Origin of the sequence: Agrobacterium sp. T29 (genome assembly GCF_006970545.1) — a bacterium.
In the GTDB taxonomy this organism is placed as follows: domain Bacteria; phylum Pseudomonadota; class Alphaproteobacteria; order Rhizobiales; family Rhizobiaceae; genus Agrobacterium; species Agrobacterium leguminum.
On sequence record NZ_CP040640.1, the window covers coordinates 1258469 to 1272374 of the forward strand.

A 13906-nucleotide genomic window follows, 5' to 3' on the forward strand; every position below is an offset into this window, starting at 1 on the left:
AGCATCGATCACCACAAGAGGAGGAACGATCATGTTCACAACGTCCGCCTATGCCTGCGATGACGGTTCTTCGCCGATGAAGCTCGCGACCATCAAGCGTCGCGATCCCGGCCCGCGCGATGTCGAAATCGAGATCGAATTCTGTGGCGTCTGCCACTCCGATATCCACACTGCCCGCAGCGAATGGCCGGGTTCCCTCTATCCCTGCGTTCCCGGCCACGAAATCATCGGCCGCGTCGGCCGTGTCGGCGCGCAGGTCACCCGGTTCAGGGCGGGCGACCGCGTTGGCGTCGGCTGTATCGTCGATAGCTGCCGGGAATGCGCAAGCTGCGCCGAGGGGCTGGAGCAATATTGCGAAAACGGCATGACCGGCACCTATAATTCGCCCGACAAGGCGATGGGCGGCGGCGCGCATACGCTCGGCGGTTATTCCGCCCACGTCGTCGTCGATGACCGTTACGTCCTCAACATTCCCGAAGGCCTCGATCCGGCGGCGGCAGCACCCCTGCTCTGCGCAGGTATCACCACCTATTCGCCACTGCGCCACTGGAACGCCGGACCCGGCAAGCGTGTCGGCGTCGTCGGTCTTGGCGGTCTTGGCCATATGGCCGTCAAGCTCGCCAATGCCATGGGCGCGACGGTGGTGATGATCACGACCTCGCCCGCCAAAGCGGAAGACGCGAAAAAGCTCGGCGCCCACGAGGTGATCGTCTCGCGCGATGCCGAGCAGATGAAGAAGGCCGCTTCGAGCCTCGATCTCATCATCGACGCCGTGGCCGCCGACCATGACATCAACGCCTATCTGGCGCTGCTGAAACGTGACGGCGCGCTGGTGCAGGTGGGCGCACCGGAAAAGCCGCTCTCGGTTATGGCCTTCAGCCTCATTCCCGGCCGCAAGACCTTTGCCGGTTCGATGATCGGCGGCATTCCCGAGACGCAGGAAATGCTGGATTTCTGCGCCGAAAAAGGCATCGCTGCCGAAATCGAGATGATCGATATCGATCAGATCAACGACGCTTATGAACGCATGATAAAAAGCGATGTGCGTTATCGTTTCGTCATTGATATGAAGAGCCTGCCGCGCCAGAAGGCCGCCTGACCCCGGAAGGGGGGCGACCTTTCGGGCGTCCCCTCTCCCGTTGGACCTTTCGGTCGAAAGCGCAGCCTGACCCATGACTCCCCGATCCATGACCAGCCAGACCGGTTTCAACGATATCGCCAAGGGCATGACCATCATGGCGGGTTGCATGCTGGTGCTGCCGGTCATGGATGCGATTGCCAAATATATGGCGGTGAGCGGCGGCATGTCGCCGGCGCAGGTGACCTTCTACCGCTTCTTTTTCCAGGTGCTCTGCACCCTGCCGCTGTTGCTCGTGGTGTCGCCCAGGGCGCTGTTCAGCGCCAAGCGGCCGTGGATGAACTGCCTGCGCGGCGTGCTGCACGCCTCGGCCAGCCTGATGTTCTTCGCCTCCGTTAAATATATGCCGCTCGCCGATGTCTTCGCGATCTATTTCGTCGAGCCTTTCATGCTGACGATGATGTCGGCCCTCTTCCTCGGCGACAAGGTGGGCTGGAAGCGCTGGACGGCGATTGCGGTCGGGTTCGGCGGCGCGCTGATCGTCATACAGCCCAGCTTCGAAATCTTCGGCTGGACATCGCTTCTGCCGGTCGCATGCGCCTTTCTTTATACGCTCTACCTCTTCCTGAACCGCGCCATCGGCGATGCCGACAGCCCGCTGGTCATGCAGACAATGTCCGGCATTGCGGGGACCGTGTTCATGGGGGCCGCACTTTTCGCCGGCGATGCGCTGGGCGACAAGGATTTTGCCGTCTCGCTGCCGCAATCCGGCTTCGCACTTGCCCTGCTCGTATTGTTGGGGTCGATATCCGGCTACATGCACCTGTTGATCGTCAGGGCCTTCCGGCTGGCGCCGCTCTCTCTGCTGGCGCCGTTCCAGTATTTCGAGATCATCTCGGCGACGATTCTCGGTTATGCGCTGTTTTCGGATTTCCCGACGCCGTCGAAATGGCTCGGCATCCTCATCATCGTCGCATCCGGCCTGTTCATCATCTGGCGCGAGCGCCAGCAGGCCGGTGCGACCCCACCGCTTGACGGGCAGTGACAGCCGACACCTGACATGCCTCAACCGTTCGAGGGCAGCGGCCCTTCGCCGTGATGGTCCTGCGCCTCCACGAGACTGCCGAGCAGCCAGAGGGAAACCTCGGCCGCCTCTCCGGCCGATTTGAACCGGTATGAGCCGCTATATTTCGGCATGTCGAAGAAGGTGACGACGAAACCGTCGCCGCTCTCAAGACTTTCGACCCGGATGCGCTCGGGATCGATCATCACGCACACATAATGCGATCCCATATTGCGCATGAAGCCGGCCTTGTTGTCGTGCAGCCGCACGAAGGCTGCGCCGCCATCCGCTGTCATATGCAGACTTCTGATCGCCTCATTGGGAAAGGCGCGGGCGAAATCCATGATCGCCTGCCCCACATCATGACTGTTATCCTCATCCGTCGCCCGCGTCATGCGCCAGGCGTAAACAGCGAAGACCGAAAGCAGCACGAAAACGATAATCCAGATCGCAATACTCATCCGGGACGCTCCCTCAGCATCGAAACATCAAGATTCGCGAATCGAAACGATGCGAACCCGGTTCAGCTTCATATAGACCGAGGCTTGTGTGAAGTGTGGCTTTGCGGGATCGACGTCGTTTCACCGCCTGGCGCGATCCGCGCCATCAGAAACGCTTGAGGAAGGAAGCCTTTGCCAGCAGCCATTGCCGGCGAAGCTGTGACAGTTGCAGGTCGCCGTCGAATACGCCGCTCCCCGCCTTTCTGGCGGCAGCGATGACCGGGCCCGACAGGGCGACGGGAAGATAGGCGGCAAAGACATTTTTCGAAATCTTCGCGCGTCTCGCCTTCTCGATATGATCCAGCGCATGGGCCGCGAAAATTTCGATGGCGATGCCGATGCGCTGCCTGTCCTGCCCTTCAAGAAAGGTCTCGCGGTCGAGCCCGGCCGCAGCCAGCATATCGGCGGGAATATAGACCTGCCCGCGACGCCGGTGCAGCGGCATGAGCAGCAGCATGCCGGCCATGGCCTGCGCCACGCCCGCGTGCCCTGCCGCCTCCGCGCTGGATGCGGCGTCTTCAGTGGAAAGCACGAGACTTGCAAGCTGGATCAATGCGGATGCGGTCTCTCCGGCATAGCCTTCCAGCGCATTGCGATCCTCGAACAGGTCGTCATAGAGATCGAAGATACGCGCCTCGATCATATTGGCGAGAACTGGGCGCGGCAGGCGATAGTGCTCGATCGTCGTCAAAAGCGCTGCTGCCACCGGGTGGGACTGGCTGTCGCCGTGCGGATTGCCGTCGAGAAGATCGCGCCACCATTGCATGCGTACCTCGCCGGGCAGCGCTTCGCGCACGGAATCGCGGATGCGGGCGATTTCGGCATTGAAGGCGTATAGCGCGGCAAGCGCATTACGCCTGTCGGCAGGCGACAGAAGACAGGCGAGATAGCGGTCGCGATCGGTATCGCGCAGCGTCGCGAGGCAGACGTCGAGATTTTCTGTGGGTGCCATGGTTCCCCGCGCGAAACGTCCTGTCAGCCTTCGACGGCAATCAGCGCCGCGGCCACGGCGCGCGATTCCGACAGCATGATATTATAGGTGCGCACGGCGGCGCCCGTGCTCATCGGATCCACCGAAATGCCCGCCTCCTTGAAGGCGGCGCGCAATTCCTTCGGCAGGACCCGCATGCCGTCGCCCGTCCCGATCAGCAGCACTTCAATATCCTGCGCTTCCGTCAGAACCTTTTCGAAATGTCCGACCGTCAGTTCTTTCGCATCGACAGGCTCCCACCCATAGATGCCCGAAGGCAGGAGCAGAAGCGAACCGCGATGCGACATGTCGGCAAAACGGAACCCGCCATTGCCATAGGCATCGATGGGCGCCCGGCCGGGAAAATGGGCCGGGCGTATTTCAATCCCGCCGGCCATCAGACGGCAGGCTTGCCGCCAATGGCGCCGGTGTTGTTTTCTTTCTTGTCGTCCTTCTCGTCTTCCGCATCCTTGCTATCAGGACGCAGCTTGAAGGCGATCAGCACTGGAGCGGCGATGTAGACCGAGGAGAACACGCCGATACCGACACCGAACAGCATGGCGAAGGTGAAGGAACGGATGACCTCGCCGCCGAAGAGATACAGTGCCAGCAGTGCCAGAAGTACGGTCAGACCGGTAAGGATCGTACGTGACAGAGTCTGGTTCAGCGACACGTCGATGATCATTGAAAGCGGCATCTTCTTGTATCGCCTGAGGTTTTCACGGACACGGTCGTAGATGACCACGGTATCGTTCAGCGAATATCCGATGATCGTAAGGATCGCCGCGATACTGGTCAGATTGAACTCTATCCCAAGGAAGACGAACAGGCCGATAGTGAAGACCACGTCGTGCACCATGGAGATGACCGCGCCGAGTGCAAACTGCCACTCGAAGCGAACCCAGATGTAGACCATGATCGCCGCCATGGCGAGCATAACGCCGATGGTGGAGGTAACGGTCAGGTCGCCGGAGACGGCAGGACCGACGACTTCCACGCGGCGGAAATCGTATTTGTCCTCAAGCTCGCCGCGCACCATGGTGATGGCGGACTGCTCGGCATTTTCGCCACCGTCCTGCGCCTGGATGCGGATGAGAACATCCTGCGGCGTACCGAAATTCTGCGCCTGGATTTCACCGAGATTGAGCTGGTTCAGACGATCGCGAATATCGGCGAGATCGGCTTCACCCTGCTTGGCGCGCACTTCGATGACCGAACCGCCCTGGAAATCGATGCCGAGGTTCAGACCCTTGGCCACGAAACCGCCGACGCAGGCGAGCATGATGGCGCCGGTGATCATGAACACCACGCGGCGATAACGCATAAAGGGAATGTCGCGACCGTCGAACATGGCGGTGCGGACACCTTTCGGCAGGTGTTTCGGACGGCTGCGGCGAACCCAGTAGCCGAACATCCATGCCGTCAGCGTATAGGCCGTGAAGACGGTGGTGATGATACCGACGGCCAGCGTGACTGCGAAGCCCTTCACCGGGCCTGTGCCCATGTAGAACAGCACACTTGCCACGATCAGCGTCGTCAGGTTGGCGTCGATAATGGTCGCAAAGGCGCGGGTGAAGCCGTTATCCAACGACTGGATCAGCGGTTTACCGCTCTTCACCTCCTCGCGTATTCGCTCATAGATCAGAACGTTCGAATCCACGGCCATGCCGATGGTCAGGACGATACCGGCAATACCCGGCAAGGTCAGCGTCGATCCGATCACACTCAGCACCGCGAGCAGCATGATGACGTTGACGATGAGGGCAATATTCGCCAGCAGGCCGAAGAAGCCGTAAAAGACGAACATGAAGATGAGGACGCCGACGGCGCCGATGGCGCTGGCCGTCAGGCCGGCGGTGATGGAGTCGTTACCGAGGCTCGGGCCGACGGTGCGTTCTTCAACCACGGTCAGCGTGGCCGGAAGCGCGCCGGCGCGCAGCAGAACCGCAAGGTCGTTCGCGCCCTGCACCGAGAAATTACCGGAAATCTGTCCCGAACCGCCGATGATCGGCTCGCGGATGACAGGTGCGGAGATGACCTGGTTATCGAGCACGATGGCGAAAGGCTTGCCGACATTCTGCTGCGTCGCCTGCGCGAAGCGCTGCGCGCCGCGGCTGTCGAAGCGGAAGGTGACGACCGGCTCGTTGGTCTGCTGGTTGAAGCTTGCCTGCGCGTCGACGAGATTGTCGCCGGAAACGAGCGCGCGGCGTTCCACCAGATAGGGAACCGGCGGATCGTCCTGCGAATAGAGAACCTCGGAGGTCGCGGGCGGACGGCCGTTCATGGCTTCCTGTACCGGCATCGTCGTATCGACCATGCGGAAGGAGAGCTTTGCCGTCTGGTTCAGAAGCGACTTCAGGCGCTGCGGATCCTGAAGGCCGGGCACCTGCACGATGATGCGATCCGAACCCTGACGCTGGATGAGCGGCTCGGTGGTGCCGACTTCGTCAACGCGACGGCGCACGACTTCGATGGATTGCGAAACGGCGGATGACAGGCGGTAGTCGATGCCTTCATCCGTCAGGTTGAGCCTGAGCAGATTGTCGCCGCCGTCATTCATCGTCACTTCGGTGATGGAGCCGCCGACCAGCGTGCCGGCGGACACCGGCTGCGTCAGATCGCGAAGCGCGTTCTTGGCGGCTTCCACCTGCGCGGGATCGCTGATGCGGACCTGAATCTGCTGGCCGTTGCCGGTAAGCCCCGAATAGCGGATGTTGGCGTCGCGAAGCTGCGTGCGCACATCGCCCACGATCGTTTCGAGCCGTTCCTTGACGATGTCGGAACGCTCGATCTTGAGCATGATGTGCGAACCGCCCTGAAGGTCGAGACCGAGCGTTACCTTGTTGTCCTTGTACCAGGCAGGCATGCCCTCCAGCTGTTTGTCCGTAAACAGGTTGGGAGAGGCGATGAAGACGCTTGCCAGCACAAGCAGCCAGATGAAGACTGTTTTCCAACGGGAAAAATGAAGCATTTCGATCTCGGTCAGGGTTGGGGTCGCGCTTTGCGCAACCCGTCAAAATTCGCAATCGGGCATTCGATAATCCGGCAGGATCAGGAAGCGGCTTCCGTCTTGACCACTTCGCCCTTCACACGCACTTCGGCAATGTAGGCGCGGGCGGCACGGATTTTCACGCCTTCGGCGATTTCGACTTCGAGTTCATTGTCATCGATGACCTTGGTCACCTTGCCGACGATACCGCCGCCGAGAACGACCTGATCGCCACGGCGAATATTGGTCAGCGTTTCCTGGCGCTTCTTCATCTGCGCGCGCTGCGGGCGGATAAGGAAAAAGTACCAGACCACCATAAGCGGCGCAAACAGGAAAAGCATCTCAAGGCCGGAACCGAAGGCCGATGCGCCGCCCGCTGCGTCCTGGGCAAAAGCTTGACTAATGAACATATAAAACTCCTCAGAATTACGGCACGACCTTGGATGCCGCCCCAGCTTTCAAGCCGCCGGAATATAGTGGGGAACGCCGGGATTGCAACAGATGCAGGGCCCACGCCGTACCGATTCCGGACCTCTTAACCTTTATGGGCCTGAAACGCCATGCTAGGCCGGGCGCAAAACAGAGTTTTGAACACCAGACAAGCGGAAGAAACACCATGATTCGAGAAGAAACGGCCTCCCTGCTTCTTTCAGAACTGCGCCGGCTCACCATCGCCGTGGAACGTCTGGCCGGACCGGCGCCCGCCGTAAACGACTGGAATGCGGCCGATTGTTTCGTCTGGGCGCCAGTCAACTCCTTTATCCAGCCGGTTCCCCGCCCCAACCGCATCGCCCTGAAGCTGATCCGTGGCGTCGACCATGTCCGCGACATTCTCCACGAAAACACGCTGCGTTTCGCGGAAGGTTTTGCCGCCAATAACGTGCTGTTGTGGGGTGCGCGCGGCATGGGCAAATCCTCGCTGGTCAAGGCCGTTCACGAAGATGTGCGCGCGGCAAGCGGCGTTTCGCTGAAACTGGTGGAAGTGCACCGCGAAGACATCCACACCCTGCCCGCTTTGCTCGATATATTGAAAGCCTCCGGCCATCGCGTCATCGTCTTCTGCGACGACCTCTCCTTCGACCATGACGATACGGCCTATAAATCGCTGAAGGCGGCGCTCGACGGCGGCATCGAAGGCCGGCCGGACAATGTGCTGTTTTATGCGACCTCCAACCGCCGCCATCTTCTGCCGCGCCACATGATGGAAAACGAGCAGTCCACCGCCATCAACCCTTCGGAAGCGGTGGAGGAAAAGGTCTCGCTTTCGGACCGTTTCGGCCTGTGGCTCGGCTTCCACAAATGCGGCCAGGACGATTATCTGACGATGATCGACAGCTATGCGGCGCATTTCGATCTGGGGCTGGACCGCGAAACGCTGCATCACGAGGCGCTGGAATGGGCGACCACGCGCGGCGGCCGCTCGGGCCGTGTCGCCTGGCAATATATTCAGGACGCCGCCGGCCGCCTCAGAAAACCGCTCGACAGATAACGTCACCGTGACATCGGGCGAAACGCGGTGTCGTTACGACCACACCGCGTGTCGTATTCCCGAACGCCACATCTCCCCTCACATGGTTTGCTGCACCGATGGAGTCACCTGTTTCCGGAGGAGCGGACAGGTACGGTGTTCAAACCATGGAGGAGATGGATATGAGCAGGAACAGAGGCGTCGTTTACATGCGGCCGGGTCAGGTCGAGGTTCGCGATATCGATGACCCGAAGCTTGAGGCGCCGGATGGTCGCCGCATTGAGCACGGCGTCATTCTCAAGGTGATTTCCACCAATATCTGCGGCTCCGACCAGCATATGGTGCGCGGCCGCACCACGGCGATGCCGGGCCTCGTCCTCGGCCATGAAATCACCGGCGAAGTCATCGAAAAAGGCGTCGATGTCGAGATGCTGGAAATCGGCGATATCGTCTCTGTGCCCTTCAACGTCGCCTGCGGCCGCTGCCGCTGCTGCAAGTCGCAGGATACCGGCGTCTGCCTGACGGTGAACCCGTCCCGCGCCGGCGGCGCTTACGGTTATGTCGATATGGGCGGCTGGATCGGTGGACAGGCCCGTTATGTCACCATCCCCTATGCCGATTTTAACCTGCTGAAGTTCCCGGACCGCGACAAGGCAATGTCGAAGATCCGCGACCTCACCATGCTGTCCGACATTCTGCCGACCGGCTTCCACGGCGCGGTCAAGGCAGGCGTCGGCGTCGGCTCCACGGTCTATGTCGCGGGCGCCGGCCCGGTCGGCCTTGCCGCCGCCGCATCCGCCCGCATTCTGGGTGCTGCGGTCGTCATGATCGGCGATTTCAACAAGGATCGCCTTGCGCACGCGGCAAAAGTCGGTTTTGAACCCGTCGATCTTTCCAAGGGCGACCGGCTGGGCGACATGATCGCCGAAATCGTCGGCACCAACGAGGTGGATAGCGCCATCGACGCCGTCGGCTTCGAAGCGCGCGGCCATGCGGGCGGCGAACAGCCGGCCATCGTTCTCAACCAGATGATGGAAATCACCCGCGCCGCCGGCTCCATCGGCATTCCAGGCCTCTATGTCACCGAAGACCCCGGCGCGGTGGATGCGGCGGCGAAACAGGGCAGCCTGTCGCTACGCTTCGGCCTCGGCTGGGCAAAGGCGCAATCCTTCCACACCGGCCAGACGCCGGTGCTGAAATATAACCGCCAGCTCATGCAGGCGATCCTGCACGACCGCCTGCCGATTGCCGATATCGTCAACGCCAAGATCATCGCGCTCGACGATGCGGTGCAGGGCTATGAAAGCTTCGATCAGGGCGCGGCCACCAAGTTCGTCCTCGATCCGCATGGCGATCTGTTGAAGGCCGCCTGATACTTCAGCGGCATATGGCTGATCATCGTAAAAGCGCCCGCGACGGATATCGTCGCGGGCGTCCCTGTTTTCCGGCCCTGTCACTACCCGGTGAAATTACGGCTCCCCTACCAGCAGCGCTTCCAGCTCGGCTTTCGCTTCCGCAGAGAGATAGGGTCTGAACAGGCTTGAGACCTGCTTCAATCCCCAGTCCAGCTGCGGCGGACCGAACTCGGTGATGCCTTCCTGAAGGTTGAGATAAGACGCCCAATAGGTGGAGACGATCCAGAGGTTTGTCAGAACGGCAGGCCGCTCTTCCTCGGGAATCGCGGCGAGCCCCGCTTTCTCCATGCGCGCGACGATATCGCCGACGGCAAGGCGCATCGCGGCGCTTATGGTTCGCACGGGCTCCACCAGCGCCGGGGCGGAAGAGACAAGACCGACCAGATCGCGAAACAGGAAACGATAGTCCCACACCAGCGAAAACCAGAGCCGCAGAAAACCGGCATAGGTTGCCGCCGCTCCCTCATCGGCCTCGTCAATCTTTCCGACAATTGCCAGCGCATCGGCTTCGAACCGGGCAAACAGCGCCAGAACCAGCGCTTCCTTGGTGCGGAAGTGATAATAGAGATTGCCCTCATTGATCTCTACCACCCTTGCGATTTCGGCGGTCGTCACGTGGTCGGGCCCGCGCTCGTTAAACAGAGTAAGAGCGGCGTCGAGAATTCTCTGGCGTGTGGGGCGTGCCGCCGTCCGCCCGGTACTGCTTTTCTTCATTGATTTCGAACCCGACCATTGAAATCTAAGGTGTGCACCTTAAATACCCAGAATAAGGTATACACCTTAACAGGAAATGTAAGTGTTCAACGCGAACAAAGGACCTGCAAATGACCGGAACCGACCTTCGCACCGCTTCCCCGGATACGCCCGGAATCGCTGCCGTCTCCAAATTCGCAACAGCCCGCGCCGCGCTGTCGCTCATCCGCAATCCGTTGAAGGCTCTGCCGCCGGAAATTTTCAGCGAGCCGGCGGTCTTTACCCGTCTCGGCGGCGTCATGCGGGTTCATCTTGCCGATCCCGCGCTTATCCATGAGGCGCTGGTCAAGAACGCCCATCTGCTCGGCAAGGGCGAAGATGTGCGCCGCGCCCTCGGCCCCGCGCTCGGCCAGGGGCTTCTGACGGCCGATGGCGATCACTGGAAGTGGCAAAGGCAATCCGTCGCCGCAGCGTTCCGGCACGAGAAGCTGCTGGAACTGCTGCCGGTCATGATCGACGCCGCGCGCCGCACGCAAGAGCGCTGGCACGCATCGCCTGCCGGCGACATCGATATCGGCCATGAGATGATGCGGACGACCTTCGACATCATCGTCGAAACCATGATGTCCGGCGGCCACGGTATCGATATCGGGCGTGTCGAACAAAGCATCACCGACTATCTGAAACCCACGGGCTGGACCTTCGCACTCGCCATGCTAGGGGCACCGGAATGGCTTCCGCATCCGGGCCGGCGCAAGGCGCGCGCGGCGGTGGATTATCTTCGCTCCAGCCTTGCAACCGTCATTTCCGAAAGGCGCCGGAAGCCGATCGAGAGGAACGATCTGGTTTCCATGCTGCTCGAAGCGAAAGACCCGGAAACCGGTCGCATGATGAGCGACACGGAAATCATCGACAATCTCCTGACCTTCATCACCGCCGGGCATGAAACCACGGCCCTCGGCCTTGCCTGGACCTTCCATCTGCTCTCGCAAAACAGCGACGTGGAGCGCAAGGTCATCGACGAGATCAAAACCGTTACCGCCGGTGAACCGGTCGCGGCCGAACATATCGCCCGCCTGACCTATATCAGACAGGTATTTTCGGAAGCGATGCGGCTTTACCCGCCCGCCCCTGTCGTGACACGCACGGCATTGCAGGACTTCAGGCTCGGCGAACACGATATCCCGGCCGGCACCGTTCTTTATGTGCCGATCTACGCCGTCCACCGGCACACAACACTGTGGGAAGAACCCGACCGCTTCGACCCGTCACGCTTCGAGCCCGAAAAGGTCAAGGCGCGCCACCGCTATGCCTATATGCCCTTCGGCGCCGGTCCGCGCGTCTGCATCGGCAATGCTTTTGCCATGATGGAGGCTGTCGCAATCCTTGCCGTTCTTTTGCAGAACGACCACCTCAGGAACAAAAGCCCGGCAAATACCGAGCCGCTGATGCGGGTCACCCTGCGTCCAGAAAACCGCCTGATGATGCGGGTCAGCAGCCGAAAAAACAAATCGCCCGCGGCGTAACCGCCACGGGCGACTGATTCAGTGCGAAACTCCATCCGTCACCGGATGGTGACGATCACAGATCGACGTCGAGGATCGCCATGGAGAAGTTGTAGGAGCGGTCGCCGTCTTCGTCATCGATATAAACGACGCCGAGAAACTCTTCGCCAAGATACACTTCGGCGGAATCGTCCTTGCGCGGACGCGCCTTGACCACCATCGTCGGGTTGAAGGTGCGCTTGAAATAGGCGTCGAGTTTTTTGATTTCGTCGGCTTTCACCACTATTCTCCTGTACGGTTCGCGTTGGCCCGCTTTTGGCATGGGACAAAGGCCAAAGTAAAGTGAAAGCGGCAAGTCATCCGTGTCTTCCACACGGACGACCGTGAAAATGCCGGCCCCATCGGAGCGCGACAGGGCCGGTCAGATATCGGCCCCGATAAGCTGGTCCATCAGGCGCGAGGGTTCGGAACACCCTGCTTCTCCCACCACACGCGCCGGCACGCCGGCAACGGTCGTCTTGGGCGGAACCGGCTTCAGCACCACCGAACCGGCAGCGATGCGCGAGCAGCTACCGATCTCGATATTGCCGAGAATTTTCGCTCCGGCCCCGATCATCACGCCGTTTCCGATCTTCGGATGGCGGTCCGCCCCTTCCTTGCCGGTGCCGCCGAGCGTGACGCCGTGAAGGATGGAGACGTTGTCGCCGATCACGGCCGTCTCACCGACCACCAGCCCGGTGGCATGATCGAGGAAGATGCCCTTGCCGATGCGCGCGGCCGGATTGATATCCGTCTGGAAAATGCTCGAGGAGCGGCTTTGCAGGTAAAACGCGAAGTCCTTGCGGCCCTTCTGCAGCAGCCAGTGGGCGAGCCTGTGGGTCTGGATGGCCTGGAACCCCTTGAAATAGAGGAGCGGCTCCATGAAGCGCGTGCAGGCGGGATCGCGGTCGTAAACGGCCTGAATGTCGACGCGCAGCACGCTGCCCCATTCCGGCCAGTCATCCAGCATGTCCTGGAAGGTCTGGCGTAGAAGCACGGCCTGCATGTCGGGATGATCGAGGAGTTCGCAGATGCGGTAGATCACACATTCTTCGAGAGACCGGTGATTGAGGATCGTCGAATAAAGGAAGGCCGAAAGCAGCGGGTCCTGCGCCGCGGCGCTGCGGGCTTCATTGAGCAGGCTGCCCCAGATGGGATCGACGATCGTCAGCTGTTCGGGCTGACGGGCCTCGGTACGTGCGACCATGAATGGTCTCCTCGTTTGCAGTGGTCGTTCTTTATACAGAAAAAGACGTGCATTAGAAATGGGATTCGAATGACGACTTTAAAGGCGGCAAGGCTTCAGTTTTTCTTCATGCAGCATGAAAAACCGTTTCTTGCTGTCCTCAGCGTTGCCGCATTTCCGGACGCAAAACCGGGCTCCGCTTTTCCCGGAAATGCTCCGGGTCAAAGCGAGCGGTAAAATTCCAGCACCGCCGCCTTGAACACCCGGTCGCCCACGGCCAGCATGTGGTCGCGGCCGGGAATATCGATGGCCCGCGCATGCGGCATGATCGCGGCAAGCTCCGCGCCGGACCCGGCGATATCGTCCTTCGTTCCGACCGCGATCAGCGTTGGCGCATCGATTTTCTCAGCCTGTTCGCGCGTGACGAGAACCCGCGACGTCTCGATACAGGCAGCCAGCGCCAGCCGGTCGCTTTTCGTCTGGTCGGCAAAGGCGCGGAACATGCGGCCGCGCTCATGGGTGACGACATCGAGCGAAGGTGCGAGAAGCGCCTCGGCAATCGGATCCCAGTCGCCGACACCTTCGACCATGCCGATGCCGAGCCCGCCGAAGACCAGCGAACGCACGCGCTCCGGATGCGCCATGGCCAGAAAGGCGGAAATGCGCGCGCCCATGGAATAGCCCATCACATGCGCTTCGGCGATGCCGAGATGGTTGAGCAGCGCCACCGCATCCCCGGCCATGACCGGAGGATAATAGGCTTCGGAATCGTGCGGCTTGTCGCTTGCGCCGTGGCCGCGATTGTCGATGGCGATCACCCGGTAGCCCGCTTCGCCCAGCGTCTTCAACCAGCCGGGATGCACCCAGTTGACATTGGCGCTGGAGGCGAAGCCGTGGATAAGCAGAACCGGTTCGCCCGCCGGATCGCCCTCGTCAAAATAGGCAAGGCGAAGGCCGTCATGGGAAAAATCGGAAAACTGCGGCGTGTTGAGATTCATCA

14 protein-coding genes are annotated in these 13906 nt (G+C 60.9%); 5 read left to right on the plus strand and 9 right to left on the minus strand.

What is annotated here, in order from left to right:
• Nucleotides 1-31: 31 nt before the first annotated feature.
• Together FGF54_RS06400 and FGF54_RS06405 are read left to right on the plus strand one after the other, a co-directional pair.
• Complete coding sequence (locus tag FGF54_RS06400) at nucleotides 32-1099, plus strand: NAD(P)-dependent alcohol dehydrogenase (RefSeq protein WP_142779234.1); 1068 nt, start codon at nucleotides 32-34, stop codon at nucleotides 1097-1099.
• A gap of 88 nt (nucleotides 1100-1187) precedes the next feature.
• Nucleotides 1188-2123 carry a DMT family transporter gene (locus FGF54_RS06405; RefSeq protein ID WP_168208122.1) on the plus strand — a complete coding sequence of 312 codons (936 nt, stop codon included), beginning with the start codon at nucleotides 1188-1190 and terminating at the stop codon, nucleotides 2121-2123.
• Between the two features lie 20 nt (nucleotides 2124-2143).
• Here FGF54_RS06405 and FGF54_RS06410 read toward each other — a convergent pair whose 3' ends face one another.
• The 5 genes from FGF54_RS06410 to yajC all read right to left on the minus strand — a co-directional run bounded on the left by FGF54_RS06410 (nucleotide 2144) and on the right by yajC (nucleotide 7010).
• Nucleotides 2144-2602 carry a hypothetical protein gene (locus tag FGF54_RS06410; RefSeq protein WP_142779235.1) on the minus strand — a complete coding sequence of 153 codons (459 nt, stop codon included), beginning with the start codon at nucleotides 2600-2602 and terminating at the stop codon, nucleotides 2144-2146.
• Nucleotides 2603-2747: 145 nt separating this feature from the next.
• On the minus strand, nucleotides 2748-3593 hold the full coding sequence (locus FGF54_RS06415) for a phytoene/squalene synthase family protein (protein ID WP_003524969.1): 846 nt from the start codon (nucleotides 3591-3593) through the stop codon (nucleotides 2748-2750).
• 23 nt (nucleotides 3594-3616) lie between these two features.
• Nucleotides 3617-4009 (minus strand): Mth938-like domain-containing protein, encoded by a 393-nt coding sequence (locus FGF54_RS06420; protein ID WP_065655020.1) that lies wholly within the window; start codon nucleotides 4007-4009, stop codon nucleotides 3617-3619.
• On the minus strand, nucleotides 4009-6582 hold the full coding sequence (gene secDF, locus FGF54_RS06425) for a protein translocase subunit SecDF (protein WP_003524965.1): 2574 nt from the start codon (nucleotides 6580-6582) through the stop codon (nucleotides 4009-4011). Before secDF ends, FGF54_RS06420 begins: the two co-directional genes overlap by 1 nt.
• 80 nt (nucleotides 6583-6662) lie before the next feature.
• Nucleotides 6663-7010: a preprotein translocase subunit YajC gene (gene yajC / locus FGF54_RS06430; protein WP_003524964.1), complete on the minus strand. Its 348-nt coding sequence runs from the start codon at nucleotides 7008-7010 to the stop codon at nucleotides 6663-6665.
• Nucleotides 7011-7216: 206 nt separating this feature from the next.
• On the opposite strand from yajC, the gene FGF54_RS06435 reads away from it, so the two are divergent.
• Nucleotides 7217-8089, plus strand: a complete 873-nt coding sequence (locus FGF54_RS06435) for an ATP-binding protein (RefSeq protein ID WP_035262045.1) — start codon at nucleotides 7217-7219, stop codon at nucleotides 8087-8089.
• A gap of 161 nt (nucleotides 8090-8250) precedes the next feature.
• On the plus strand, nucleotides 8251-9441 hold the full coding sequence (gene fdhA, locus FGF54_RS06440; RefSeq protein WP_003524961.1) for a formaldehyde dehydrogenase, glutathione-independent: 1191 nt from the start codon (nucleotides 8251-8253) through the stop codon (nucleotides 9439-9441).
• 96 nt (nucleotides 9442-9537) lie between these two features.
• Here fdhA and FGF54_RS06445 read toward each other — a convergent pair whose 3' ends face one another.
• The gene (locus FGF54_RS06445) at nucleotides 9538-10197 is read right to left on the minus strand and encodes a TetR/AcrR family transcriptional regulator (protein WP_142779236.1); all 660 of its coding nucleotides are present in this window, start codon (nucleotides 10195-10197) and stop codon (nucleotides 9538-9540) included.
• A gap of 110 nt (nucleotides 10198-10307) precedes the next feature.
• Between FGF54_RS06445 and FGF54_RS06450 the strand changes: the two genes are divergently transcribed.
• Nucleotides 10308-11702 (plus strand): cytochrome P450, encoded by a 1395-nt coding sequence (locus FGF54_RS06450; RefSeq protein ID WP_142779237.1) that lies wholly within the window; start codon nucleotides 10308-10310, stop codon nucleotides 11700-11702.
• Between the two features lie 55 nt (nucleotides 11703-11757).
• Here FGF54_RS06450 and FGF54_RS06455 read toward each other — a convergent pair whose 3' ends face one another.
• The 3 genes from FGF54_RS06455 to FGF54_RS06465 form a co-directional block, all read right to left on the minus strand.
• Nucleotides 11758-11961, minus strand: a complete 204-nt coding sequence (locus FGF54_RS06455; RefSeq protein WP_003524869.1) for a DUF3126 family protein — start codon at nucleotides 11959-11961, stop codon at nucleotides 11758-11760.
• Nucleotides 11962-12102: 141 nt separating this feature from the next.
• The gene (gene cysE / locus FGF54_RS06460; RefSeq protein WP_003524868.1) at nucleotides 12103-12927 is read right to left on the minus strand and encodes a serine O-acetyltransferase; all 825 of its coding nucleotides are present in this window, start codon (nucleotides 12925-12927) and stop codon (nucleotides 12103-12105) included.
• Between the two features lie 200 nt (nucleotides 12928-13127).
• Nucleotides 13128-13904, minus strand: coding sequence for an alpha/beta fold hydrolase (locus FGF54_RS06465; protein WP_035261230.1), 777 nt, complete (start codon nucleotides 13902-13904; stop codon nucleotides 13128-13130).
• Between the last annotated feature and the right edge of the window lie 2 nt (nucleotides 13905-13906).

Coding starts and splice junctions, on each gene's coding strand:
- FGF54_RS06410 (WP_142779235.1), bottom strand. CDS start 2,602: ATGAGTATTGCGATCTGGATTATCGTTTTCGTGCTGCTTTCGGTCTTC.
- fdhA (WP_003524961.1), top strand. CDS start 8,251: ATGAGCAGGAACAGAGGCGTCGTTTACATGCGGCCGGGTCAGGTCGAG.
- secDF (WP_003524965.1), bottom strand. CDS start 6,582: ATGCTTCATTTTTCCCGTTGGAAAACAGTCTTCATCTGGCTGCTTGTG.
- FGF54_RS06435 (WP_035262045.1), top strand. CDS start 7,217: ATGATTCGAGAAGAAACGGCCTCCCTGCTTCTTTCAGAACTGCGCCGG.
- FGF54_RS06445 (WP_142779236.1), bottom strand. CDS start 10,197: ATGAAGAAAAGCAGTACCGGGCGGACGGCGGCACGCCCCACACGCCAG.
- cysE (WP_003524868.1), bottom strand. CDS start 12,927: ATGGTCGCACGTACCGAGGCCCGTCAGCCCGAACAGCTGACGATCGTC.
- FGF54_RS06415 (WP_003524969.1), bottom strand. CDS start 3,593: ATGGCACCCACAGAAAATCTCGACGTCTGCCTCGCGACGCTGCGCGAT.
- FGF54_RS06405 (WP_168208122.1), top strand. CDS start 1,188: ATGACCAGCCAGACCGGTTTCAACGATATCGCCAAGGGCATGACCATC.
- yajC (WP_003524964.1), bottom strand. CDS start 7,010: ATGTTCATTAGTCAAGCTTTTGCCCAGGACGCAGCGGGCGGCGCATCG.
- FGF54_RS06465 (WP_035261230.1), bottom strand. CDS start 13,904: ATGAATCTCAACACGCCGCAGTTTTCCGATTTTTCCCATGACGGCCTT.
- FGF54_RS06420 (WP_065655020.1), bottom strand. CDS start 4,009: ATGGCCGGCGGGATTGAAATACGCCCGGCCCATTTTCCCGGCCGGGCG.
- FGF54_RS06450 (WP_142779237.1), top strand. CDS start 10,308: ATGACCGGAACCGACCTTCGCACCGCTTCCCCGGATACGCCCGGAATC.
- FGF54_RS06400 (WP_142779234.1), top strand. CDS start 32: ATGTTCACAACGTCCGCCTATGCCTGCGATGACGGTTCTTCGCCGATG.